Origin of the sequence: Caballeronia sp. INDeC2, assembly GCF_023631325.1 — a bacterium.
Classification (GTDB): Bacteria; Pseudomonadota; Gammaproteobacteria; order Burkholderiales; family Burkholderiaceae; genus Caballeronia.
In genome coordinates this window covers 424,182-445,873 of sequence record NZ_JALQDG010000027.1, presented here as the reverse complement: position 1 = coordinate 445,873, position 21,692 = coordinate 424,182, and the positions used below count along the sequence as shown (strand labels likewise).

Here is a 21,692-nt window from a genome sequence, read left to right as displayed (position 1 = left end):
GTGCTGAGACCGGTCGACAACGAACTCACGTTGGACGTGACCGTGCTCATGCCCGTCGACAGCGAACTGACATCGGAAGTCACCGTGCTCAATCCGGTGGACAGCGATGCGACGCCCGACGTCACTGTGCTCAAGCCTGTCGAGGCGGACGTCGACAGCGAATCGAGGCCCGAAGTCACGGTGCTCAAACCCATCGAGGTCGAACTCGACAGAGAGTCCAGACCGGACGTCACCGTGCTGAGACCCGTCGAGAGCGAACTCACGTTGGACGTGACCGTGCTCACGCCCGTCGACAGCGAACTGACATCGGAGGTCACCGTGCTCAGTCCGGTGGACAGCGATGCGACGCCCGACGTCACCGTACTCAAGCCTGTCGAAGTGGACGTCGACAGCGAACCGAGGCCCGAAGTTACAGTGCTCAAACCCATCGAGGTCGAACTCGACAGAGAGTCCAGACCGGACGTCACCGTGCTGAGACCCGTCGAGAGCGAACTCACGTTGGACGTGACCGTGCTCACGCCCGTCGACAGCGAACTGACATCGGAGGTCACCGTGCTCAGTCCGGTGGACAGCGATGCGACGCCCGACGTCACCGTACTCAAGCCTGTCGAAGTGGACGTCGACAGCGAACCGAGGCCCGAAGTTACAGTGCTCAAACCCGTCGAGGTCGAACTCGACAGAGAGTCCAGACCGGACGTCACCGTGCTGAGACCAGTGGACAGCGAACTCACGTTGGACGTGACCGTGCTCATGCCCGTCGACAACGAACTGACATCGGAGGTCACCGTGCTCAGTCCGGTGGACAGCGATGCGACGCCCGAAGTTACGGTGCTCAAACCCGTCGAGGTCGAACTCGACAGAGAGTCCAGACCCGACGTCACCGTGCTGAGACCGGTGGACAGCGAACTCACGTTGGACGTGACCGTGCTCATGCCCGTCGACAGCGAACTGACATCGGAAGTCACCGTGCTCAATCCGGTGGACAGCGATGCGACGCCCGACGTCACTGTGCTCAAGCCTGTCGAGGCGGACGTCGACAGCGAATCGAGGCCCGAAGTCACGGTGCTCAAACCCGTCGAGGTCGAACTCGACAGAGAGTCCAGACCCGACGTCACCGTGCTGAGACCGCTCGACAGCGAACTCACGTTGGACGTCACCGTGCTAAGTCCGCTGGAAAGCGAGCTGACGTTAGATGTCACCGTGCTCAAACCCGTCGACGTTGATGTCGACAACGAGTCCAGGCCAGACGCTGCCGTGCTAAGTCCGGTCGACAGCGAACTCACGGTCGACGTCAGAGTGCTCAAGCCCGTCGATGCCGAAGCCGACACGGAATTGATATTCGAATTCGCCGTGCTCAGGCCCGTCGATAGCGAATTCACTCTGCTTGACGCCGTGCTCAAGCCCGCGGACATCGAACTGGACACCGTGAATAGCTGGCCGCCGTTGACCGCGTCGAAGCTACCACTGCTCAATATGCCCGCGGCGACTCCCGTGATCTTGTTCCGATCCATGTCGATCGTCGCATGTGCGGTGATCGGCGCATACGTATCTATCTTGGTCGTACCGGTGGGGTCCGTCGTAATGGTCAGCTGGTCGCTACCCGCAGTGCCAAACCGAAGGGTGTTGGAGTCTGTAGCAAGCGCATAAGCGCCCGCCGTGGCAGCTTGATCAAACGCCACAAAGCCCACGCCAGTCATGCCGCCGCTGTCACAACCAGCACCGTTCTGTGGACCGCTAGCCGTCGATGAGAAGCAATTCAACAGCGCGCTCGTGTCGAAGACGCCATTTAAATAGCTATTCGCATCCGCCGCGTGCGCAGCTCCGCCCGTGAGCGTGGCCACCGCGGAAGCAACCGCAACCACTGATCGCTTCGTGCTCTTTCCCTTCGTCCGAGCGACTTCAGACACTGCGACCCACTCGCCCCGCGCCTGATTCCAAACTACCCTATACGTCTTGTTCACTCAAAACCTCGTAGATTCAACCGCTCAAAATTCATGTTTCGGCATGGAACGCCCGCGCATGGCAGGTGTGGGAAATAACTCGTCATTTCTCGTACTTCGATTGCGTCGGATCGACTAGCGTTCGAATCGAGGGTCATTAGATCAATTTGGCTTGGCTCATTGATTCGCCATCCTAATTTTTTATCACGAAATGTTTCACGATCGCCGCCGCCTCTCCCAGAAGCGTAATTCGCGCAATTCTTAGCGTTCCTGACGAGCTTTACCATTCATAAATTCTGAAAAACGAAATTTACGTCTTACGAGTCGAAAAAATTGGACGGCACATATCGCGCAAAGAGTCAAAAATCTTGGCGCGAAAGAAGCGGAGCTCTTTCAACTACTGATTTTCGGCGGTCAATCACATTAATCGACTGCCAATAGACATCGAAATTTGGAACGGAGATCGTTTAGGATTTGCCTCTATTTTCGGGATTCGCGGTGCTCACAGGGCTTCGACACAACGCCGATGTCGCTAAAGCTGTCTGTCATCGAGGACGAGATAGCAGCGGGAAGTCTTCGTCCACCATCATCAGGAAGCGAGTACATGGCCGAACACGCAGATGTGCGTTCGCATCGACCACAACACGAACCGCGCAAGCAAAGGAAGCGCAGCCGTCCGGCCTCGACAAACAAAAAAGCGCGCCGTGGTTTCCCAACGACGCGCCTCTGCCCCGCACATACAACACTCAGATCGACAACAACTCCCGCGCCTCTTTCGCCGTTGCCACCGGCCTCCCATACTCCGCACACAGCGACGCCACCCGGCTCACCAACTGCGCATTGCTCTTCGCGAGCGTGTCCTTGTCCCAGCGCACGTTGTCTTCCAACCCCGTCCGGCAGTGCCCTCCGAGCTGCAACGTCCAGTGATTCACCTCGAGCTGATGACGCCCGATGCCCGCCGCAGTCCACGTCGCGTCGGGTAGATTCTTCTTCAATTGCTCGACTTCGAACTCGAGAATTTCGAGCCGCGCAGGCAAGGCGTTCTTCACACCCAGCACGAACTGCACATGCACGGGCGGCTTCAGCAAGCCCTGATTCACCAGATCGACGGTGTTGTAGAGCATCGCCAGATCGAAGATTTCGATCTCGGGCTTCACATCGTGATCGAGCATCATCTGCGCGAGCGAGCGCACGAAGTCGGGCGGATTCTCGTAGACGATCGTCGGAAAATTGACCGAACCCGTCGCGAGCGACGCCATGTCGGGTTTCAGATCGAGCATGGCGCCGCGTTGCTCGAACGAGCGTCCGCGCCCGCCCGTCGAAAACTGGATGATGATGTCCGGACAATGCTTGCGGATGCCCTCCTGCAACTCCGCGAAGCGATGCCGGTCCGAGCTCGAACGTTCATCTTCGTCGCGCACGTGCAGATGCACGAGTGTCGCGCCCGCTTCATACGCCTCGTGCGTGCTCTCGATCTGCTCGGAGATCGTGATCGGCACCGCGGGATTGTCCTTCTTGCGCGGTACCGAGCCGGTGATCGCCACCGATATCACGCAAGGTTCTTTCGTAGGGGATTGGGTCACGCTTCGCTCCTTGATGGCGCCATCCTTGCGGCAATAATGCGGGGATCGCGAACAGCGCTCAAATTTGAACTAACTAGTACGTTCTGAATGGTGAGGCATCGTCCTTTCCGCTGCAAGCCAAACAAACCCTAACCCACCTGCCGTGCCACAAACGCCGTTCGTACGAAGAATCGGCTACTGCCGCTCCGCGTATTCCATCAGCATTCTGCCGACCTGCTCGTCGGTGATCGCGGGTTTGATGTCGAACATGAAGAGATCGGCCCACTCGTGCGCCCACCGCGCGAGCGGTTCGATGTCGTCGCATTCGCACACGGCAATCCCCCAGATGGAGCCGATCGCGTGCCAGCGTCCGATAAGCTTGATGCCGTCCGGCGGCGCACCGCGAGTCTCAATGAATCGCTCGGCCGCCTGCCGTTCGACCTCGGGCTGCGCAGTCCAGTTGACGATGAATAGCATGGCTCGATCCTCCTGTTGGAACGCCATGAAACGGCGCGAAGCGCCGGGTCGCCGCCGCATCGGTATATCGGGCCGATGCGGTTCATCCAGTATAGGAGGCAGCCGCGTATCGCATCGCTCGTTCAATGCATCACGACGACGGGCGTCGCGAGCACCGGCTGCGCGTAGGTGATCCTGACGGCCGGCGCAACCGCATAAGGCGCCACGACGACGACCGGCCTCGGCGGCGGAGGTGCGACGACCACAGTGCGCGCGGGCACATAGTAGCGAGGCGGCGCGTAGTAATACACGGGACGCGGCGGCGGTGCATAAACCACAGCGGGCGCGACATACGAAACCTGCACGCTCGTTCCAGCCGATGCGGTTTTCGCGCAAGTCAGACTGATGGCGGCAACGGCGGAAACGCTGAGCAAACGGAAGTTCATGGTGAAGTCCTCATGCATCGTGAGACATGGAATTCGGCAGCGTCAAGGAAGCACATCTGCCGGCGATGAGAACGATAGCGAAGCGTGGCCCGAAGCGTGATCCATAACTTATTTCGCCACATGTCGGCGCAACCTCGCATGAAATCCGGCGACATGATTCGTAGCATTCACCAGATTGCGTTCGCCGCGCGGCTCAATAGAATGGCATCAACCTCGACGTTCATTCGTATCCGCACCAGGGAGACAGCCATGCGAAAACTTCTTGTCATGCTTGCGGCATGCGCGGCGTGCGCCGCGCCGGGCGCCGCATTCGCGCAAACCGCCACGCAGCCGATGGGCGCGAGCCCGCGCGTCGAACGCGCGCTCGGGCAGTTACAGACGCGCTTCTCGAACGCCAACACGACGCACGACGGCAAGCTCACGCGCGAGCAGGCATCGGCGGGCATGCCGATGGTGGCTAAACACTTCGATCAGATCGACACGCAGAAGAACGGCTACGTGACGCTGCCGCAGATCGAAGCCTTTATGCGCGAGCACGCCGCACAACGCTGATCCGGAGCCTCCATGGAAACCCTGCCGAAGATCATCGTGCTCGACGACGAAGCCGAGTTGCGCAACATGCTGCAGCGCTTTCTGAGTTCGCAGGGGTTCGAGGTCCGCGTCGTCGAGAACGGCAAGCGGCTCGACCGCTACCTTCAGCGCGAGCCTTACGACCTGCTCGTGCTCGACTGGATGATGGAGCCCGAAGACGGCCTCTCGGTCTGCAAGCGCCTGCGCGCCGAAGGACAGACCCTGCCCATCCTCATGCTCACGGCCAAGGGCGATCCGGTCGACAAGGTGATCGGCCTCGAAACCGGCGCCGACGATTACCTCGCCAAGCCCTTTTTGCCACAAGAGCTGGTCGCTCGCGTGCGCGCGTTGCTGCGCCGCCAGAAAATCGCCGCGGGCGATCCGACGCACACGCAGCAAGTCGTCCGTTTCGGCGAATTCCGCCTCGATCTCGCCAAGCAGAAGCTCTATCGCAACGGCGAGCCGTTCGAGATCCATTCCGCGCAGATGCAGCTGCTGCACGCGCTCGGCTCGTCGCCGAACCGCGCGGTGAGCCGCGACAACCTCATTGCCCGGACGCGTGGCCGCGATCACGACGCGCTCGATCGCAGCATCGACGTGCAGGTGCTGCGGCTGCGTCAGATCGTCGAGGAAGACCCGGGCAAGCCGCGCTTCATCAAGACCGTGTGGGGCGTCGGCTACATGCTGCTCGCCGAAATCGAATCGTGAGCGCCGTGCCTCGCGTGCCCCGTGTGAATCTCGTCCCGCGCTCGCTGTTCGCGCGCAACGTCCTGCTGCTCGTCGCACTCGTCGCGGTGAGCCAGGTATGCGCGATCGCGGTGCTGCTGCACTTCATCCAGACGCCGCGCATCGAACGGGCGGCCGCGACGTTCGCGAGCTACATCGTCACGCTCGACACGCTTCTGCAAACGACGCCGCCCGACGCCGCGCAAACCGTCGCCGCGCATCTCGACATTCACTCCGAGCTGCCCGCCGGCGCGCACGAAACGGCGCCGGAATCGCGCTTGCGCTTCTATCAAACGTATCAGCGTCGGACTTTCGTGGAGAGCTTGCGGCAGCATTTGCCCGCCGGCATGCTCGTGCGCTGGCAAGGCGGCGACGCGGCCGACGACGGCCAGCAGCGATTGTGGATCCGCGCGCATCTGTCGGGCGAGCCGCGCTGGCTTGCGCTGCCGGTGCCCGAAGCCGCGCACGATGACGGCATCGTGACCGCGCTCCTTCTGTCGCTCGGACTCGGCGCGCTCGCGTTCGCGACAGCCTATGTGATCCAGCGTCACCTGAATCGCCCGCTCGCGCATCTCGCCGATGCCGCGCGGCTAGTCTCCGCGGGCGGCGAGCCCGGCGTCCTGCCGACGGACGGCCCGACCGAAATCGCACAGGTGAGCGGCGCATTCAACCGCATGACGGCCGCGCTGAAGGAAGCCGAAGCCACGCGCGCGCTGATGCTCGCGGGCATCTCGCACGACATCCGCACGCCGATGACCAAGCTGCGCCTCGCCATGGCGATGTCCTCCGTGCCCTCGAAGGACGCGGGCTTCGCGGCATCGGCGGAAGGCTACCTCGACACCATCGACACGATTCTCCAGCAGTTCATGGATTACGCGGGCAGCGGCGCGAAGGAGACGCCCGTCGTCGGCGATCTCAATACGCTGATCGCCAATCTCGCAGCCGATTTCGCGGGACTGGGACACGAATTCGCACTCGATCTCGGCGCGATCGAACCGTTCCCGTTTCGGCCCATCAGCATGATGCGCATGCTCATGAACCTGATGCAGAACGCGGTGCTGTACGGCGTCGTCGGGCTGGAAGTGCGCACGTGGACCGACACGCGGGCGAACGCCGCGTGCATCGTGATCGCGGATCGCGGCAAGGGACTCGGCGGACAGGATCCGGAAGCGCTCAAGCAGCCGTTCAAGCGCGGCGGCGGCGAAGGCCAGCCGAAAGGCACGGGCCTCGGTCTCGCGATCGTCGAGCGCATTGCGCGGTTGCATGGCGGCACGCTCGAATTGCGCGCGCGCGAAGGCGGCGGTGCGGAGTCGCGCATCGTGCTGCCGCTGTCGGGCATCGCGGCGGGCTGACTATTCCGTGGCGTGCGCGTCGTCAGGATCGGCGATCGCCTGTTTTGCGCCGCCCTCTTTCACCGCTTGCGCCTGTTCCTCGACGAGCGTCGATTCGCGCGCGAGCGGCGCGATCGCCTGCAACGGGACCAGCGGCTGCGCACGCGCGTTGACGCCGGCGGGGCTCGGCTCGTTGTCGTGGATCAATGCGCGAATGCGCGGATAAATCTGCCGCTCCCAGCGCTTGCCGTTGAACACGCCGTAGTGCCCGACGCCCGTCTGCACGTGATGCGCCTTCAGGTAAGGCCGCAGCTTGTCGCACAGATCCTGCGCGGCGAGCGTCTGGCCGACGGCGCAGATATCGTCGCGCTCGCCTTCGACCGTGAAAAGCGCGGTGCGCCGGATCGCCGACGGATCGACCCTGCGGCCGCGCACTTCGAGCTGCTTCAACGGCAGCGCGTGCCGCTGAAACACCGTATCGACGGTCTCGAGATAAAACTCCGCGGTGAGGTCCATCGTCGCGAAGTATTCCTCGTAGAAAACGCGGATCGCGTCCGCCTGCGCGGGATCGCCTTTCGCCCGCTGACGATACATCTCCTCGAACGATTCGACGTGGCGCGCGAGATTCATCGACATGAACGCGCCCAGTTGCACGAAGCCCGGGTAGACGCGCCGCATCGCGCCCGCGAAACCGAACGGCACCATGCCGATCAGGTTGCGCTCGAACCATTCGATCGGTTTGCTCTTCGCAAGCTCGTTCACGCGCGTCGGATTCACGCGCGTGTCGATGGGACCGGCCATCAGCGTCATGCTCGCCGGCTCGGCCGGATGCCGCTCCTCGGCCATCAGCGCGACCGCCGACAGCGCCGCGACGGTCGGCTGACACACCGCGAGCAGATGCGTCCCCGGCCCGATCGTTTCGATGAAATCGATGATGTGGTGCACGTATTCGTCGAAGCCGAAACGGCCGTGCACGAGCGAGACGTCGCGCGGATTGCGCCAGTCGGTGATATAGACGTCGTGGTCGGCGAGCATCGTGCGCACCGTGCCGCGCAGCAAGGTCGCGAAGTGGCCGGACATCGGCGCGATGACGAGCACGCGCGGCTGCGCGACGGAGGTATCGGCCTTGCGGAAATGCAGCAGATCGCAGAACGGCGTGCGCGCCGCGATCTCTTCCACGACGCGCATTGGCTTGCCTTCGACGTCGACTTGCGCGATGCCGAACGCAGGCCGCGCATGCGTGAGCCCGGCAAGCTCGATCTGCTCGCAGAACGCCGCGAGGCCGCGGCCCTGCGGCGTGTCGCCGATGTCCTTCCAGACACGCAATGCGCCGTCGATGAGCGAGGCGGCGTGACGTATCGGCAACATCGAATCGGACCAGGCCTGATAGCCCGCGTAAGCAAAGGGATTCATCTCTCTTGCACGCGGGCGGCGCATGCGTTTCTTTGGAGCCTTGAAACAAGGCAATAGCTATGCCAATCGACTGAAGCTGCGGCTCACTCGACGGGGCGATTGGCATACCCTTTGCACCGCTAACCTCCACGAGCGCGTTTTGCCGCCTTTCGGTGCCTGCACGCATCGCGTTCGATCCGTCTTGGTGCACGACGCGCGAGGAGACCTCATGGCGAACGCCACGCTCACCATCAGCAGCAAGAACTATTCGTCCTGGTCACTGCGCGGCTGGCTGCTCACGAAGTTCAGCGGACTGCCTTTCGAGGAAGTCGTCATGCCCGCCGACGATCCCGGCGCGCGCGCCGAGCTGCTTCTGCTGTCGCCATCGATACTCGTGCCGTGCCTCTTTCACGACGGCATCAAGGTCTGGGACACGCTCGCGATCGCCGAGTATCTGAACGAAGTACGTCCCGATGCCGGTCTGCTGCCGAAGGAACGCGCCGAGCGCGCGCATTGCCGGGCGATCTGCGGCGAGATGCATTCGGGCTTCGCCGCATTGCGCTCCGCCTTGCCGATGAACCTGAAGGCGCACTTTCCCGGCTTCAAGGTGTGGGCGCGCGCGCAGACCGACATCGAGCGCATCGTGACCATCTGGCACGAGTGTCTCGCGCAATACGGCGGCCCGTATCTGTTCGGCGAACGCTCGTGCGCGGATGCGATGTTCGCGCCGGTCGTCACGCGCTTCGTCACCTACGACGTGAAGCTCGACGCCGATATCGTCGGGTACGGCGAGCGCATCCTCGCGATGCCGGACATGCGCCAGTGGATCGCCGAAGCGCAACAGGAAGCCGAGGAAATCGACGAGCTGGATATCGAATTCTGAAACGCCGCTGCGCCGACGCGCGGGTTTTCCTTTCCTTCATCCGTGAACCATACTCAGTCTGTAGGAGGAAGCCCGTCATGGAACCGTCAATCGACCCAGGCGCTTCGGTGAGGCGTGCCGCGCCGACGCTGCACGTCCGCTTTTCGGACGCCGACGCCATTCCGTTTCCGACGCGCACCGTCGAACGCGGCGATGCGCTTTACTGCATGGGCGAACCGCTGCGCAGCCTCTATACGGTGCAAAGCGGCTGCTTCAAGACCGTCGCGACCTATCCCAGCGTCAACGACGACAGCGCCCCGCACATGCAGGTCACGGGTTTCCACTTCGTGAACGAAACGCTCGGGCTCGACGGCGTGTGCACGAGCCGGCACGAAAGCGACGCCATTGCGCTCGAACCGAGCATCGTGCGCATCATGCCGGTCGGCATTCTCGAACCCTTGTGCCGTGAATACGCGGCGATGCAGCACGAACTGCTCGCGATCATGAGCGCGGAAATCGTGCGCGCGTCGCGTCTCGCGCTGATGCTCGGCACGATGCCCGCGCGCGAGCGCGTCGCCGCGTTTTTGCTCGATTTCTCCGAGCGCCTCGACGCGCGCGCTGGCTCGGCACGCGGACAGACGAGCGCACTGATCCTGCCGATGACGCGCGCGGACATCGGCAGCTATCTGGGGCTGGAACTGGAAACCGTGAGCCGCATGCTGTCGAAGCTGCAACGCGAGGGCGCGATCGGGCTCAATGGACGGCAGGTGCGCATCGTCGATCGCACGATGCTCGAACATCACTGACGAACGTTCGTCGATTTATTCGATTTACCCGCGCACCGTGAGCACGGCCGCGCCCGTAAGCTTGCCCGTGCGAAGATCGGCAAGCGCGCGGTTGGCTTCGTCGAGCGGATAAGGCGTCGTGTGCAGATCCAGATGAAACTGCCCGGCGATGTTCATGAACGCGCGCCCATCCTCGCGCGTGAGATTCGCCACCGACATGAGGCGGCGCTCGCCCCACAGCAGGTCGTAGGAAAACGAAGGAATGTCGCTCATGTGGATGCCGCCGCACACCACCGCGCCGCCCTTCGCGACCGCCTTGAGCGCCGCTGGCACGAGCGCGCCGGCCGGTGCGAAGATGAGTGCGGCGTCGAGCTTGTCGGGCGGCGTCTCGTCGCTGCCGCCGGCCCAATGCGCCTTCAGATCGAGCGCGAGCCGTTGCGCGGCGGTATCGCCGGGACGCGTGAATGCATAGACCGCGCGCCCCTCGTGCCTCGCCACCTGCGCGACGATATGCGCCGCTGCGCCGAAGCCATAGATGCCGATGCGCTCGGCATCGCCCGCCATCGCGAGCGTGCGAAAGCCGATGAGTCCCGCGCATAACAGCGGCGCCGCTTCGACATCCGAATAACGCTGCGGCAGGTGCAGGCAGTAGCGCGCATCGGCAATGACGCGTTCCGCATAACCGCCGTCGATCGTATAGCCCGTGAAGCCGGGCGTATCGCACAGATTCTCGCGCCCCGCCGCGCAATAGCGACAGTGCCCGCACGTATGACCCAGCCACGGCACGCCCACGCGATCGCCGACCGCGAAGTCCGTCACGCCCGCGCCGAGCCGCGCGACCGTCCCGACGATCTCGTGCCCCGGAATTACCGGCCGTTTCGGATACGCGAGTTCGCCGTCGACCACATGCAGATCGGTGCGGCACACGCCGCACGCATGGACGTCCATGAGCAGCTCTCCCGCGCTCGGCATAGGGTCCGGCAGATCGAGCATTTGCAGAACGGGAGCCTTGCCGTCGAAAACCATTGCGCGCATGAGTGCGTCTCCTCAATTCGATATTGCAGTGCAGCGGCGATGCGGTGGGGCGCGCCAAGCCGACGTGGTGCACATGTGCACGAGCAACGAGCGTCGATGTAACGTGCCTCGCACAATGTTCGTTCACCTTGGATCACACCTAGATGCGGCGATATGCCTCCGACGCTTGTCGCTGAAGCGTCAGATTGTCATACTAAACTCAAGTCACGAAGCCGAATGTTGCGGTCGCGTTTTCGGCATCGGACTTGCTTAATGGCTTCGAATGTCTTCACTGTTGCGGCACGGCAAGTTAAGCAAAGCATGTCCGATGGAACCCATTACATGCGCCGCGTTTAAACTTATCGGCCGCGCGCAGTTCGAACCTTGATCGCGGTCTGTACGAACCGCGCTGTAACGCCTTAACACTACGCGCGGCGCGAGCCGCCATTCATCGAGGGCGCTCATGGCCAGTGCGAAAGTGCTGAGCGTCTCGTCCATCGAATCGTTTCATGGAGGATGACATGCGTATCACGGTCAAGCTGGATGGCTTCGAAGGCGCTCAATCGGCGGCCTACGCCATCCTGTGGCTCGACAAGGAAACTCGCCGATGGTCGCGCGAGGGCCACCAGGCAGTGGAGGTGCCGGACTGGGGCGGCTTGCGCTCGGGATCGAACGGCACGATGATCTGCGGCCAGCACGTCGGCGAGCCGATCTGCGTATTGGAGCGCCTCGATGTCGACGCGCCGGACGGCCCGTGCGAAGGGCTCGCGGGACGCGTGCTGTGGTATGCGGACGGCGCGGCGATGAAGAGCACCGGACGATGGCACGTACAGTGCATCGACCGCGAGCAGATCAAGGCGGAGCGCGGGGTTTTCGCGGGCGAGGAGGGAATCTGATCGACGTGCGCAATCTCAGGATCAGGGCTCGTCGCCCGGCAACGGCGTGAGCATCACGACGAACGACGCAGCCCCGATGAGAATCGCGAGCACGCCGTAGTACATCACGGCGGTCTCGTCGAAGAGCAGGCCGCGCAGCGCCGCATTGATGCCGCCCAGCGTCAAGAAGACGGCGCCCAAGGCCGCGACGATGCGCCCTTCACCCCTGACCATGATGTTCTCCCGACCGCCGGGCGGCGTGGGCCGCGCGCGCGGTTTCTGCGCGCGGTCGATATGCGCGCCGCCATAAAATCCATGGTCGTTTGCGCGGCGCGGCATGCATTGACCTGCATCAAGCTTCCCCGGGCGCCGATTCGACCGACCGTTCTGGTGTTTTCCCTTCCCCCATTTCCGACGCTTATATTGGTAGTATCAGGTGCTGTCTGCGCGTCGGACATGATCGCGCGCGAACGGCGCATGCTGCCCGGGCCATCCTCGCCTTTGCCCGCAAGAATGGCTCACATTCGATCGACAGAACCCTGGGGAGGCACGATGAATCAAAATTTCAGCGATCCGTTCAGCCAGTTTGCCGCCATGTTCCAGCAGTATCAGCTTCCTGGGTTCGACGTCACCGCGATCATGGAATCGCGGCGCAAGGACGTCGAAGCGCTCGCGGCGACCAACCGCGTCGCGTTCGGCGGCATGGAGGCGCTGCGCGACAAACAAGTCGAAATACTGCGCCGGACTTTGAGCGATCTCGAAACCATCGCGAAGCAATTCGCCACTACGTCGACGCAACCGCCGTTCAACGCCAATGAAGTCGTGCAACGCGCACTGCACAACGCACTCGCCGACATGCAGGACATCGCGCGCACGACCCAGCAGACTCAGGCGGAAGCGTACGCGCTCGTCAGCAAGCGGATGGAAGATGCTTTGAGGGAACTGAAGGCTTCGATCGAGAAGCCGAAGACCTAGCCTCGCGCGTTCTCTTCTCTGAATGCCGGCCGCGTCGCGTCCATGGAGCGCGCGGTCGGCGTCGTTCTCGCTTCACGGAAAATCCGACGAAGTTATTTCTTGCCCTGCGTCGTGATCTGGAATATATCGACTGCCACGCGCTCGCGGCCGTACTTGCCCGCCAGCGCGGAAAGGCGCTTCTCGACAGCGCGCAGATATTCCGGCTTAGCCTCGCTGTCGGGGCGCGGCGCATCGAAAAGCGGCGCGGGCGCGACCGTCAACACGATCATCTCCGAGCCGAACGGCTTGCCGACCACCCAATCGCCCATGGTGCCAATGGTCGCCGTGTAGTTCGCCGGCGCCTGGTTGTCGCGCGAGCGCGCATTCGGTAACAGATGCACGACGCTGCCATCGAGCATGTAGTAGTCGACGTTGACGTAGGACTCGAACGCGGGCGTCATCAGATCGATGATCAGCGGTTCGCCTTCGGTGAGACGCGTCGCGCGCGAGCGCGTATGCACCGACGCCGGCCTGCCCGATTGACGGTTCGCCGTCCAGAACGGGCCGAACACCTTGAGCAGATCGCATTTGTCGTCGGCGACCTGCTGCACGCCGAAGTTCGTGGTCTTCACGCCGGGCACACGGCCGAGAGCTTCCTTCAGGCGCGCGAGACCGTATTTCTGCGACACGAACCCCTGCACGTCGACGGTCTGATCGTGCACCGACGCGACCAGCGCCGAACACGGCACGCTCGCGAGCACGGGCGTGACGGCGGCCGTCGTGAGCGCGGGAACGGGCGTCGGCGGCACGGCGGGCGTGACCGCCACGACGGAAGCCGGCGCAGGCGTTTCGGGCGCGTGCGCGGTCACGGCGCCGGTGGCGCTTCCTTCGGGTGGGCGCGACGGCGCCTCGCGCGCGGCTTCCTCGCCACCTTTCGACTGCTCGTAGAAGTAATAGCCCGCCCCCGCGATCAACGCCGCCACGACCACCCCCGCGCCGATTGCGAACTTCGGCGCGCCGCGCTTTTTCGCCTTGCGGCCCGTGGCCGGCGCGGCGTGCTCTTCGGCGATCTCTTCGAGGAATTGCACGACGCTCGGCGTGCGCGCCTCGCGCTCGAACGCGAGCGCGGCCTTCAGCGCCTTCCACTGCCGGTTGCCGAGATGCTCGGGGCGCTGCGGCTTCATGCCCGCGCTCTTCGCCTGCAACGCGGGCACGCGATCGAACGGATGCTTACCAGTCAACAGTTCATACGTGATGCAGCCTAGCGCGTAGATATCGTCGCGCGGATCGGGCTCGCGATGCTCCATCATCTCCGGGCTCGCGTACGCCGGTGTCATCGCGCCGAGACTGCCGGGATCGAACACGGTCGCCTCGGTCTCTTCCTCGGGCCGTTGAATGACGCGCGAAATCCCGAAATCGATCACCTTCACTTCGGACGTGTCGGTCAGAAACACGTTGGCCGGCTTGAAATCGCAGTGGACGAATCCGCGTTCGTGCGCGTAGGCGAGCGCGTTCGCCATGCCCTTGAAGATCGGAAAGACCTCGGAAAACGGCATGCCCTTGAAATTCGGGTTCCGAAGCAATCGGGACAGCGGCTGCCCGGAGAGATATTCCATCGTCAAATAGACGATCTGGCCATCGCGATCGAAGTCGTAAACAGTGACGATGTTCCGGTGCGCGAGCTGTTGCGCCTTGCGCGCTTCACGCTGCAACGCGATCAGCGATTTCGGATTGCCGCGGAACTGGAGATTGAGCACCTTGATCGCGACATACGGACGCCGGTCCGACGCTTCCAGCTTGCGCAGATCGAGCGCCTTGTAGACGGTGCCCATCCCGCCGATGCCGAGACATTCTTCCAGCACGAAGCGGCTGTTGAGCGTGTCGCCGACGCCTTTCATCTGCTGATCGTGGTCGACGATCACCTGCGTCGCCTGGCTGCCGGTGCCGCTGCTCGGATCGCGCGACTGCGGCGGCGCGAAGCCCGGCGATGTTTGCAGACGCGTCTCGTCGCGGCTTGCGGGGCCCGTGGGGGAATCGGCTTGCGGGCGCATGCGCGCCCCATGCTCGATACGGCGGCGGATGGCCGCATAGATGTCGGGCGGCAAAGGCCGCGCCGCGTGCTCCTCGTCGAGGATCTCCATGAGCCGCTTCGCCGGAGTCTGCTCGGTCGCCAATGCGCCGTCCACTCCCGCAAAGAACTCGTCGCGCGACCCGCCGTCGCCCCGATAAGTACGAATCGCTTGCGCAAAACTTGTCATCTGTGCGTCGCGATGCGGCTCCGATCGATCGAACTGACTTGTCGTAACAAAACCCCGGTGCTCGTTCGATACTAGCCTCCACATGACGCTTTCGCAAATGGCGTTTGCCATCATGCGCGGCATCGCGCACATGTCGTTCGGAGACCGACACATCGGCGGCGAGTGTCGGCGCGGTGGCGGCAGATCGGGCGATGAGGCATCTGTCGAATGTGGATAAAACATCGGCGAATCATGGTCTTGCCGCTACGCGCCGCATTGGCACGGCTTTCGCATGACTCGGCGCGAACGTCTTTGCGGCAGAAGGCACGCGCCTTTCGCCGCCATTGGCGTTTGCCGACCGATGTATTGCGCGCAGGGACGTGGAGTCGATCCGGCGCGACAAGGCGGATTGTCTATACTCGACTACGACTCCCCATTCCGGAGGAAACATCCATGGCCGTCCTCAAAATCAGGGATCTCGCCGACAGCGTCGAACTCGACCGGCAGGCGATGCACACGATCATCGGCGGGGCGCGCGATGGCGTGCGGGCGTCGTTTCGCATCCGCCCGGCGTCGAACACGAATCGTGTCGTCGACTATCCGGGCGTGCCGGTGAAGGACGTGCCGGCCGCGCAGACCGGGCCGTTCACGACCAAAATCGTCACGAAGAAGTGACGCCGGCATCGGCGAGGAATCGCTTCCCTCGCTTTCTCAATGGCGCACCGGCATGCCGGTGCCCGTCATCCCGCTTCCGAACGACGTGCCGAGCGAACGCGCCGAGCGCTTGACGAGCGCGAGACGCACGCGCTCGCGCCCTTCGCCTTCGACATCGCCGAAATAACGCGTCTTGCCAGCGACCACCGCGCCGACCGGGAGGCCGTCGAGAAACAGCACGCGATTGCCCGCGAGCGCCGGCACCTTATCGCCCGGCAGCAAGGTGCCGACGAGATTGAGCGGATCGACCGCCGAGAGCGCGACGAACGCGCCGTCCTTCGGCCGTTTGCGCATGTCGCGCAAGAGCGGCACCGCGTCGGGCAGCGCGAACTGTTCGCCCGCGAGCCCGGCGACGAAACGCCCGCCGCGAATTTCGCCGCGCGCTTCGAGCCGATGATAGACGCGCAGCAAGTCGCGCCACGGCGGCAGCCATTCGGCTTCGCGCTCAAGCAGCCGCCAGAACACGACACCGTAGCGCCGCAAAAGCGTCAGCGCGACGTGCTCGATGTCGCCTTCCTCGCGCGCATCGTCCGGCTTCGCGCGGCGCAGGAGCGCCCAGCGCCCGGCATCGTCCATTCCGCCGATGAAGAGCCCGCCGCGCCTCGGACGGCGTGCGAACGCGTTGCGCTTCGCCGCGGGCGTAAGGAGCGCACGCAGGCCCGCGAAGCTGTCGGCATTGACGAGCCCGAGCGCGACGAGTTCGCCGAGCGCGTCTTCCAGTTCGGTGCGCAAGAGCCGCACGTCGCCGAGAAGCTCGTCGAAGAACATCGCGCCGTGAGCTTTCAGCGCATCGAACACGCGTTCGGCGCGCGACGAAAGCTGCGGCGCTTCGTCCGGGCTCATGAGCGCATTCCACGCATCCAGATGACGGCGCGGCAACAGCACGATCGGCGTGCCGCGCACCGGGCCGCCCGACGCGCGCGAACGTCCCGCCGGGCGCGTCCACACGAGCTTGCCCGCGCGGCAAAGGTCGTCGAGCCACATCCCGGAATAATCGGCGATGCGCGCCGGCAGAATTTCCTCCTCCCACGCGACGGCGGGCGCCTCGAATCCTTCGAGCTGTTCCAGCACGGCGGCGAGCGCGTCGCGGCCCTCGCCCCGCGCGTCGGGCGCGACGCGCTGCCATTCGAGCAGAAAGCGCATGAAATCCTGCCGCTCGACCGGCTCGATCTCGCGACGCAGCCGCCGCACCGTATAGCGATGAATCCGCGCGAGCAGATGCCGCTCGCACCATTGTTCGGCCTCTACGCCCGGCGTAAAGCGTCCGCGCATCACGTAGCCCTGCGCTTCGAGCCGCGTCAACGCGAGCGCGATGGCGGATGCGGGCAGCGCGAGCGGACGCGCGATCTCGGGCACCGTCAGCGGCCCGAAGCCCGACAAGCGCGCGCGCACGATTTCGACGAGCGCATCGTCGGGCGTCCAGGCGTCGTCGAAGCCGGGCGGCGGCTGCAAAGCCGGATCCATCGGCGCGTGTTCGTAGATCGCGCGCACGCAGGCGAGACGCTCTACGGGCGTCCACAACGCGTCGTGCTCCGCGATTCGCAAACGCGTCGCGCGGCCGGAGCGCGCCAGCGCGTCGAGCCAAGCAAGCCATTGCGGACTGCGCTGCGCCTCGGTCTCGGCAATGCAGGCGAGCGTCGTCAGCGCCTCGTGCATTTCGTCGGCGCTCGTGACGTCGGGCCACGCTTCGTCGCGCACGCTAGCGATCGCTTCGGGATCGAGCGCGCCGAGATCATCGGCCGACCGCGGATCGGTCCAGCGGCGCGCGAGCACGGCCTGCGTGCGGCGTTCCTCGATCGGCGCATCGTCGAGGAACGCGTAGGGACGCGCCGACAAAATCTCGGCCGCGAGCGGCGACGGCGCGGGCAGTTCGCGCGTGACGAGCCGCACGTCGCCGGTTTCGATGCGTCGCAAAAGCGCGAGCCACGCGTCGCTATCCATCGCGTCGTGCAGGCAATCGTCGATGGTCTGCTCGACGAGCGGATGCGCCGGCACGTCGCGCTCGCCCGCGATGTTCTCCGCGCACGCGACCTGATCCGGAAACACCGCCGCGAGAAGATCCTCGCTCCTCATGCGCTGCAACTGCGGAGCGACCTTGCGCCCGCCCGTGTAGCGCGGCAGCGCGAGCGAATTGGTCGCGTTCCAGCGCCAGCGCACGCCGAAAAGCGGTGCGTCGAGCAGCGCCTGGATCAGCACGTGTTCCGCCGTCGCCGATTTCAGATAGCGCCAGACATCGTCGAGCACGAAACTGTGGCCGCCGGTCAGCGACAGCACGATCGCGTCCTCGGTCGCCGCCGCCTGCAATTCGAAGTTGAACGTGCGGCAAAAACGCTTGCGCAGCGCGAGACCCCACGCGCGATTCACGCGGCTGCCGAACGGCGCGTGGATGACGAGCTGCGTGCCGCCGGATTCGTCGAAGAAGCGCTCCATGACGAGCGTGTCCTGCGTCGGCAGCACGGTGAGCGCGGCGCGCGAACGCGCCAGATAATCGACGATCTGGCGCGCCGGTTCTATGCCGATCTGCGTCGCGTCCGCGAGCCACGCGACCGTGGAGTCGACGCCGTCGTCGAGCCGCGCGTCGATGTCCGCGCGCAGACGGGAAATCGCGTGGGAAAGCTCGTCGCTGCGGCCCGGCGCTTCGCCCAGCCAGAACGGAATGTTCGGCGGCTGCCCGTTGGCGTTTTCCACGCGCACGCGCCCGCCCTCCACGCGCATGATCCGGTACGACGTATTGCCGAGCTGAAAGATGTCGCCCGCGAGGCTTTCGACGGCGAAATCCTCGTTTACCGTGCCGATCTGCAAGCCCTGCGGTTCGAGGATCACGGAGAAATCGGCGTTGTCGGGAATGGCGCCGCCCGAGGTCACCGCCGTCAGCTTGCCGCCGCGCCGGCCGCGCAGCGTGCGCGAGACGGCATCGCGATGCACGTAGGCCGCGCGCACGCCCTGCCGGCCGGTATAGCCTTCCGCGAGCGTGCGCAGCACGGCCTCGTAATGCGCGCGGTCGAGCGTCGCGTACGGATACGCGCTCGTGATGCGCTCGAAAAGTTCGTCCTCGCCCCATTCCCGGCACGCGACTTCGGCGGTGATCTGCTGCGCGAGCACGTCGAGCGGCGCGCGCGGAATCGTCAGCGCGTCGAGCTCACCGCGCCGCACGCAGTCGACGAGCGCCGCGCATTCGATCAGATCGTCGCGCGAAGTCGGAAAGAGCCGCCCTTTAGGCATGCCGCCGACGTGATGCCCCGACCGCCCGACGCGCTGCAAAAACGCGCCGATCGATCCCGGCGAACCGATCTGGCAGACGAGATCGACATCGCCGATATCGATGCCCAACTCCAGCGAGGCCGTCGCGATCAGCACCCGCAGCTCGCCGCGCTTGAGCCGCTGTTCCGCGTCCAGCCGATGTTCCCGCGCGAGGCTGCCGTGATGCGCCGCGACCGCTTCCTTGCCGAGGCGCTCGGTCAGATGCCGCGCCGCGCGTTCGGCCATGCGCCGCGTGTTCACGAACACGAGCGTCGTACGATGCTGCCCGGCGAGTTCAGCAAGGCGGTCGTAGACGCGCTCCCACATGTCGTTCGACATGATCGCTTCGAGCGGCATCGGCGGAATGTCGAGCGCGAGATCGCGCGCGCGGACGTGGCCCACGTCCACGATTTCGCACGGCCTGTTTTCGCCGACGAGAAACTGCGCGACGAGCTCGATCGGCTTTTGCGTCGCCGACAAGCCGACGCGCACCGGGCGCTGCCCGCCCGCGTCCTCGCACAGCGCGTCGAGCCGCGCGAGCGACAGGCTCAGGTGCGAACCGCGCTTGCTGCCCGCGACCGCGTGAATTTCGTCGACGATCACCGTGCGCGTGGTCGAGAGCATCGCGCGGCCAGAATCGGACGAAAGCAGCACGTAGAGCGATTCGGGCGTCGTCACGAGGATATGCGGCGGGCGCTTCTTGACCGCGTTGCGCTCCTGCTGCGTCGTGTCGCCGGTGCGCACGGCCGCGCGGATTTCGGGCGCGCCCACGCCGGATTCGCGCAGCGTCTGGGCGATACCCGCGAGCGGCTCCTCCAGATTCACGTGAATGTCGTTCGACAGCGCCTTCAGCGGCGACACGTACACGACTCGCGTCTCGTCCGGCAGCGTCCCGCCAAGGGCGATGCCGTCGCGCACGAGTTCGTCGATGGCGGCGAGAAACGCGGTGAGCGTCTTGCCCGAGCCTGTCGGCGCGGCGACGAGCGTCGAGCGCCGTGCGTGGACGAGCGGCCACGCGCGCGCCTGCGCGGCCGTCGGCGCGGGAAAACGCGAGCGGAACCAGCCGGCGACGGCGGGATGAAAGCCCTCCAGGGCGTCGGTCGCGGAAGCGGATTTTCGGATCATTCGGACATTCTATGAGTGCTTGAGAAATGGCGTATTGCATGCGGTTTTCGGACAGTTCCCATGCGAGCAAATCCCTCTTCCGGCGATGCTAGACAGTTCGCTCATTTGAGCGGTTTCGGCGCGCCGCCCCGGCGTGCGCCCAAGCCCCACTTTCCATTCGCTCACAGCTTCCATGATCGTCATCAGCCTTCTGTTCGACAACGCGCCCGCCGCGCTCGCCAATCATCGCCACTATGCGCGCGAGCACGGCTACCGCCACGTCGAGCTCGACCTGTCCGAACTGTCCGGCAGCAACAACGCCGTGCGCTGGGTCTACAAGTACGAAACGCTCCTGCGCCATCTGCAACAGGCCCAGCCCAACGAAATCGTGCTGCTGCTGAGCGAGAACGCCGCCCTTCTGCGCTCGACGCCCCTGACCGACCTCATGGCGGGCCGTGACTGGCTGCTCGTTTGCAGCGATTCGGATCTGCCGCAGACGGACATCCTCATGTTCCGCAACACGCCGACGGTCCGCGAGAAGGTCGCGGATCTCGTCGGACGTTGCCGTTACGGGGTCGTGCTGCCGGAGCGCGAGGCCGGCTTGCTGCACAACTTCACCGCGTGTCCGGTTCAGCACCGCATCGGCGATGTCTTCGTGGTCGTTCCGGCTGCGTCGAACCTCCAAAGCGTCTGGGCCAACTGGCCGGCGTTCTCCGTCAGCATCCAGGACGACAAACAGCATCGGCGGTTTCGCACGGCGCTCCTCGAACACATCAACGAATGCCACGCGCGGGGCGTGCCCTATCTGACGCTCACCGACACCGGCGTGCGGGATACCTCGGCGCACAGCGTCTTTCAGCCCAACCGGCCGATTGCGATCGTCACGCTCTATACGCCGAACGTCACGGGCTACGGGCGCATCGCGGAGGCGAACTTCAAACGCTACTGCGAGCGTCAGGGCTATACGCTCTACGTGCATCGCGACATTCCGGCGCTTCTGAACGACGGCAAGACCTCCGGAAACCGGTTCAAGGCCGCGCTGCTGCGCGAGTATCTGCCGAATCATCAATGGGTGTTCTGGCTCGACGCCGACGTGCTCATCAACGACCTGAACCAGCGGCTCGAACCCTTCACGCACGGGCGTGAAACCGTGCTCGCGCGCGATGTGGGAACGTGGACCTTCAACTCCGGCATCATGGGCTTTCAGCGCAACCAGCGAAACTACGACGCGTTCGCGCACGTGATAGATGAGTGCGCGAAGCTGGAAGACAAGTCGCACGTCTACGCGAGCCACGGCGACCAGCAGCAGTTCATTCACGCCTTCGAGGAACGGCCGGACTTCCAGGTGTCGTCTTTCATCGACATCAACACGCCGTGGATCTATCGTCGCCCGGACAGCTTCATGGTCCATTATGTCGGCATGTGGGAAGACAACCGGGCGCTACTGATGGACTATGACCTGCGCAAAAGCGCGCTGGAGTGAC

Annotated in this window: 18 protein-coding genes; 9 read left to right on the top strand and 9 right to left on the bottom strand. The window is 64.4% G+C overall.

The window, feature by feature from the left end; genetic code table 11:
- From NCS28_RS17610 to NCS28_RS17595, 4 genes are all read right to left on the bottom strand, one after another.
- Positions 1–1,961: ESPR-type extended signal peptide-containing protein (locus NCS28_RS17610; RefSeq protein ID WP_350029798.1), on the bottom strand; the 1,961-nt coding region annotated here is incomplete at its 3' end.
- A 725-nt stretch (positions 1,962–2,686) separates the two neighbouring features.
- Complete coding sequence (locus tag NCS28_RS17605) at positions 2,687–3,523, bottom strand: 3-oxoadipate:acetyl-CoA acetyltransferase (protein WP_250515024.1); 837 nt, start codon at positions 3,521–3,523, stop codon at positions 2,687–2,689.
- A gap of 174 nt (positions 3,524–3,697) precedes the next feature.
- Entirely contained in the window at positions 3,698–3,979 is a 282-nt protein-coding gene (locus NCS28_RS17600) for a DUF3303 domain-containing protein (RefSeq protein ID WP_250515023.1), read from the bottom strand.
- Positions 3,980–4,101: 122 nt separating this feature from the next.
- Positions 4,102–4,404 carry a hypothetical protein gene (locus tag NCS28_RS17595; RefSeq protein WP_250515022.1) on the bottom strand — a complete coding sequence of 101 codons (303 nt, stop codon included), beginning with the start codon at positions 4,402–4,404 and terminating at the stop codon, positions 4,102–4,104.
- A gap of 249 nt (positions 4,405–4,653) precedes the next feature.
- Between NCS28_RS17595 and NCS28_RS17590 the strand changes: the two genes are divergently transcribed.
- The 3 genes from NCS28_RS17590 to NCS28_RS17580 are packed head-to-tail and all read left to right on the top strand — an operon-like array spanning position 4,654 to position 7,052.
- Positions 4,654–4,956 (top strand): EF-hand domain-containing protein, encoded by a 303-nt coding sequence (locus NCS28_RS17590; RefSeq protein WP_250515021.1) that lies wholly within the window; start codon positions 4,654–4,656, stop codon positions 4,954–4,956.
- A 12-nt stretch (positions 4,957–4,968) separates the two neighbouring features.
- Entirely contained in the window at positions 4,969–5,682 is a 714-nt protein-coding gene (locus NCS28_RS17585) for a response regulator (RefSeq protein ID WP_250515020.1), read from the top strand.
- 23 nt (positions 5,683–5,705) lie between these two features.
- Positions 5,706–7,052, top strand: a complete 1,347-nt coding sequence (locus NCS28_RS17580) for an ATP-binding protein (RefSeq protein WP_250515048.1) — start codon at positions 5,706–5,708, stop codon at positions 7,050–7,052.
- Here NCS28_RS17580 and NCS28_RS17575 read toward each other — a convergent pair whose 3' ends face one another.
- Positions 7,053–8,444 (bottom strand): polyhydroxyalkanoate depolymerase, encoded by a 1,392-nt coding sequence (locus NCS28_RS17575; protein ID WP_250515019.1) that lies wholly within the window; start codon positions 8,442–8,444, stop codon positions 7,053–7,055.
- A gap of 208 nt (positions 8,445–8,652) precedes the next feature.
- Here NCS28_RS17575 and NCS28_RS17570 point away from each other — a divergent pair, with 208 nt between their 5' ends.
- Positions 8,653–9,306, top strand: a complete 654-nt coding sequence (locus NCS28_RS17570; protein ID WP_250515018.1) for a glutathione S-transferase family protein — start codon at positions 8,653–8,655, stop codon at positions 9,304–9,306.
- A gap of 77 nt (positions 9,307–9,383) precedes the next feature.
- Positions 9,384–10,091: a Crp/Fnr family transcriptional regulator gene (locus tag NCS28_RS17565; protein ID WP_250515017.1), complete on the top strand. Its 708-nt coding sequence runs from the start codon at positions 9,384–9,386 to the stop codon at positions 10,089–10,091.
- Between the two features lie 24 nt (positions 10,092–10,115).
- Here the strand turns inward: NCS28_RS17565 and NCS28_RS17560 are convergent, their stop codons facing one another.
- Positions 10,116–11,105, bottom strand: a complete 990-nt coding sequence (locus NCS28_RS17560; RefSeq protein WP_250515016.1) for a zinc-dependent alcohol dehydrogenase family protein — start codon at positions 11,103–11,105, stop codon at positions 10,116–10,118.
- Between the two features lie 500 nt (positions 11,106–11,605).
- Here NCS28_RS17560 and NCS28_RS17555 point away from each other — a divergent pair, with 500 nt between their 5' ends.
- Positions 11,606–11,980, top strand: a complete 375-nt coding sequence (locus NCS28_RS17555; protein WP_250515015.1) for a DUF3564 family protein — start codon at positions 11,606–11,608, stop codon at positions 11,978–11,980.
- Positions 11,981–12,001: 21 nt separating this feature from the next.
- Here the strand turns inward: NCS28_RS17555 and NCS28_RS17550 are convergent, their stop codons facing one another.
- A complete protein-coding gene (locus tag NCS28_RS17550) occupies positions 12,002–12,193 on the bottom strand; it encodes a DUF2964 family protein (protein ID WP_250515014.1) in 192 nt (63 codons plus the stop codon).
- A gap of 60 nt (positions 12,194–12,253) precedes the next feature.
- Between NCS28_RS17550 and NCS28_RS17545 the strand changes: the two genes are divergently transcribed.
- Positions 12,254–12,934: a phasin family protein gene (locus NCS28_RS17545; RefSeq protein WP_250515013.1), complete on the top strand. Its 681-nt coding sequence runs from the start codon at positions 12,254–12,256 to the stop codon at positions 12,932–12,934.
- Positions 12,935–13,026: 92 nt separating this feature from the next.
- Here the strand turns inward: NCS28_RS17545 and NCS28_RS17540 are convergent, their stop codons facing one another.
- Positions 13,027–15,171 carry a protein kinase domain-containing protein gene (locus NCS28_RS17540; protein WP_250515012.1) on the bottom strand — a complete coding sequence of 715 codons (2,145 nt, stop codon included), beginning with the start codon at positions 15,169–15,171 and terminating at the stop codon, positions 13,027–13,029.
- A gap of 432 nt (positions 15,172–15,603) precedes the next feature.
- On the opposite strand from NCS28_RS17540, the gene NCS28_RS17535 reads away from it, so the two are divergent.
- The gene (locus tag NCS28_RS17535; RefSeq protein ID WP_250515011.1) at positions 15,604–15,825 is read left to right on the top strand and encodes a hypothetical protein; all 222 of its coding nucleotides are present in this window, start codon (positions 15,604–15,606) and stop codon (positions 15,823–15,825) included.
- Between the two features lie 36 nt (positions 15,826–15,861).
- On the opposite strand, the gene NCS28_RS17530 is transcribed toward NCS28_RS17535, so the two are convergent.
- Complete coding sequence (locus NCS28_RS17530) at positions 15,862–20,229, bottom strand: DEAD/DEAH box helicase (protein WP_250515010.1); 4,368 nt, start codon at positions 20,227–20,229, stop codon at positions 15,862–15,864.
- A 172-nt stretch (positions 20,230–20,401) separates the two neighbouring features.
- Between NCS28_RS17530 and NCS28_RS17525 the strand changes: the two genes are divergently transcribed.
- The gene (locus NCS28_RS17525) at positions 20,402–21,691 is read left to right on the top strand and encodes a glycosyltransferase family protein (protein ID WP_250515009.1); all 1,290 of its coding nucleotides are present in this window, start codon (positions 20,402–20,404) and stop codon (positions 21,689–21,691) included.
- Position 21,692 lies beyond the last annotated feature (1 nt).

Coding starts and splice junctions, on each gene's coding strand:
- NCS28_RS17600 (WP_250515023.1), bottom strand. CDS start 3,979: ATGCTATTCATCGTCAACTGGACTGCGCAGCCCGAGGTCGAACGGCAG.
- NCS28_RS17530 (WP_250515010.1), bottom strand. CDS start 20,229: ATGATCCGAAAATCCGCTTCCGCGACCGACGCCCTGGAGGGCTTTCAT.
- NCS28_RS17555 (WP_250515015.1), top strand. CDS start 11,606: ATGCGTATCACGGTCAAGCTGGATGGCTTCGAAGGCGCTCAATCGGCG.
- NCS28_RS17585 (WP_250515020.1), top strand. CDS start 4,969: ATGGAAACCCTGCCGAAGATCATCGTGCTCGACGACGAAGCCGAGTTG.
- NCS28_RS17550 (WP_250515014.1), bottom strand. CDS start 12,193: ATGGTCAGGGGTGAAGGGCGCATCGTCGCGGCCTTGGGCGCCGTCTTC.
- NCS28_RS17595 (WP_250515022.1), bottom strand. CDS start 4,404: ATGAACTTCCGTTTGCTCAGCGTTTCCGCCGTTGCCGCCATCAGTCTG.
- NCS28_RS17535 (WP_250515011.1), top strand. CDS start 15,604: ATGGCCGTCCTCAAAATCAGGGATCTCGCCGACAGCGTCGAACTCGAC.
- NCS28_RS17590 (WP_250515021.1), top strand. CDS start 4,654: ATGCGAAAACTTCTTGTCATGCTTGCGGCATGCGCGGCGTGCGCCGCG.
- NCS28_RS17570 (WP_250515018.1), top strand. CDS start 8,653: ATGGCGAACGCCACGCTCACCATCAGCAGCAAGAACTATTCGTCCTGG.
- NCS28_RS17565 (WP_250515017.1), top strand. CDS start 9,384: ATGGAACCGTCAATCGACCCAGGCGCTTCGGTGAGGCGTGCCGCGCCG.
- NCS28_RS17560 (WP_250515016.1), bottom strand. CDS start 11,105: ATGCGCGCAATGGTTTTCGACGGCAAGGCTCCCGTTCTGCAAATGCTC.
- NCS28_RS17575 (WP_250515019.1), bottom strand. CDS start 8,444: ATGAATCCCTTTGCTTACGCGGGCTATCAGGCCTGGTCCGATTCGATG.
- NCS28_RS17525 (WP_250515009.1), top strand. CDS start 20,402: ATGATCGTCATCAGCCTTCTGTTCGACAACGCGCCCGCCGCGCTCGCC.
- NCS28_RS17545 (WP_250515013.1), top strand. CDS start 12,254: ATGCGCGCCGCCATAAAATCCATGGTCGTTTGCGCGGCGCGGCATGCA.
- NCS28_RS17540 (WP_250515012.1), bottom strand. CDS start 15,171: ATGACAAGTTTTGCGCAAGCGATTCGTACTTATCGGGGCGACGGCGGG.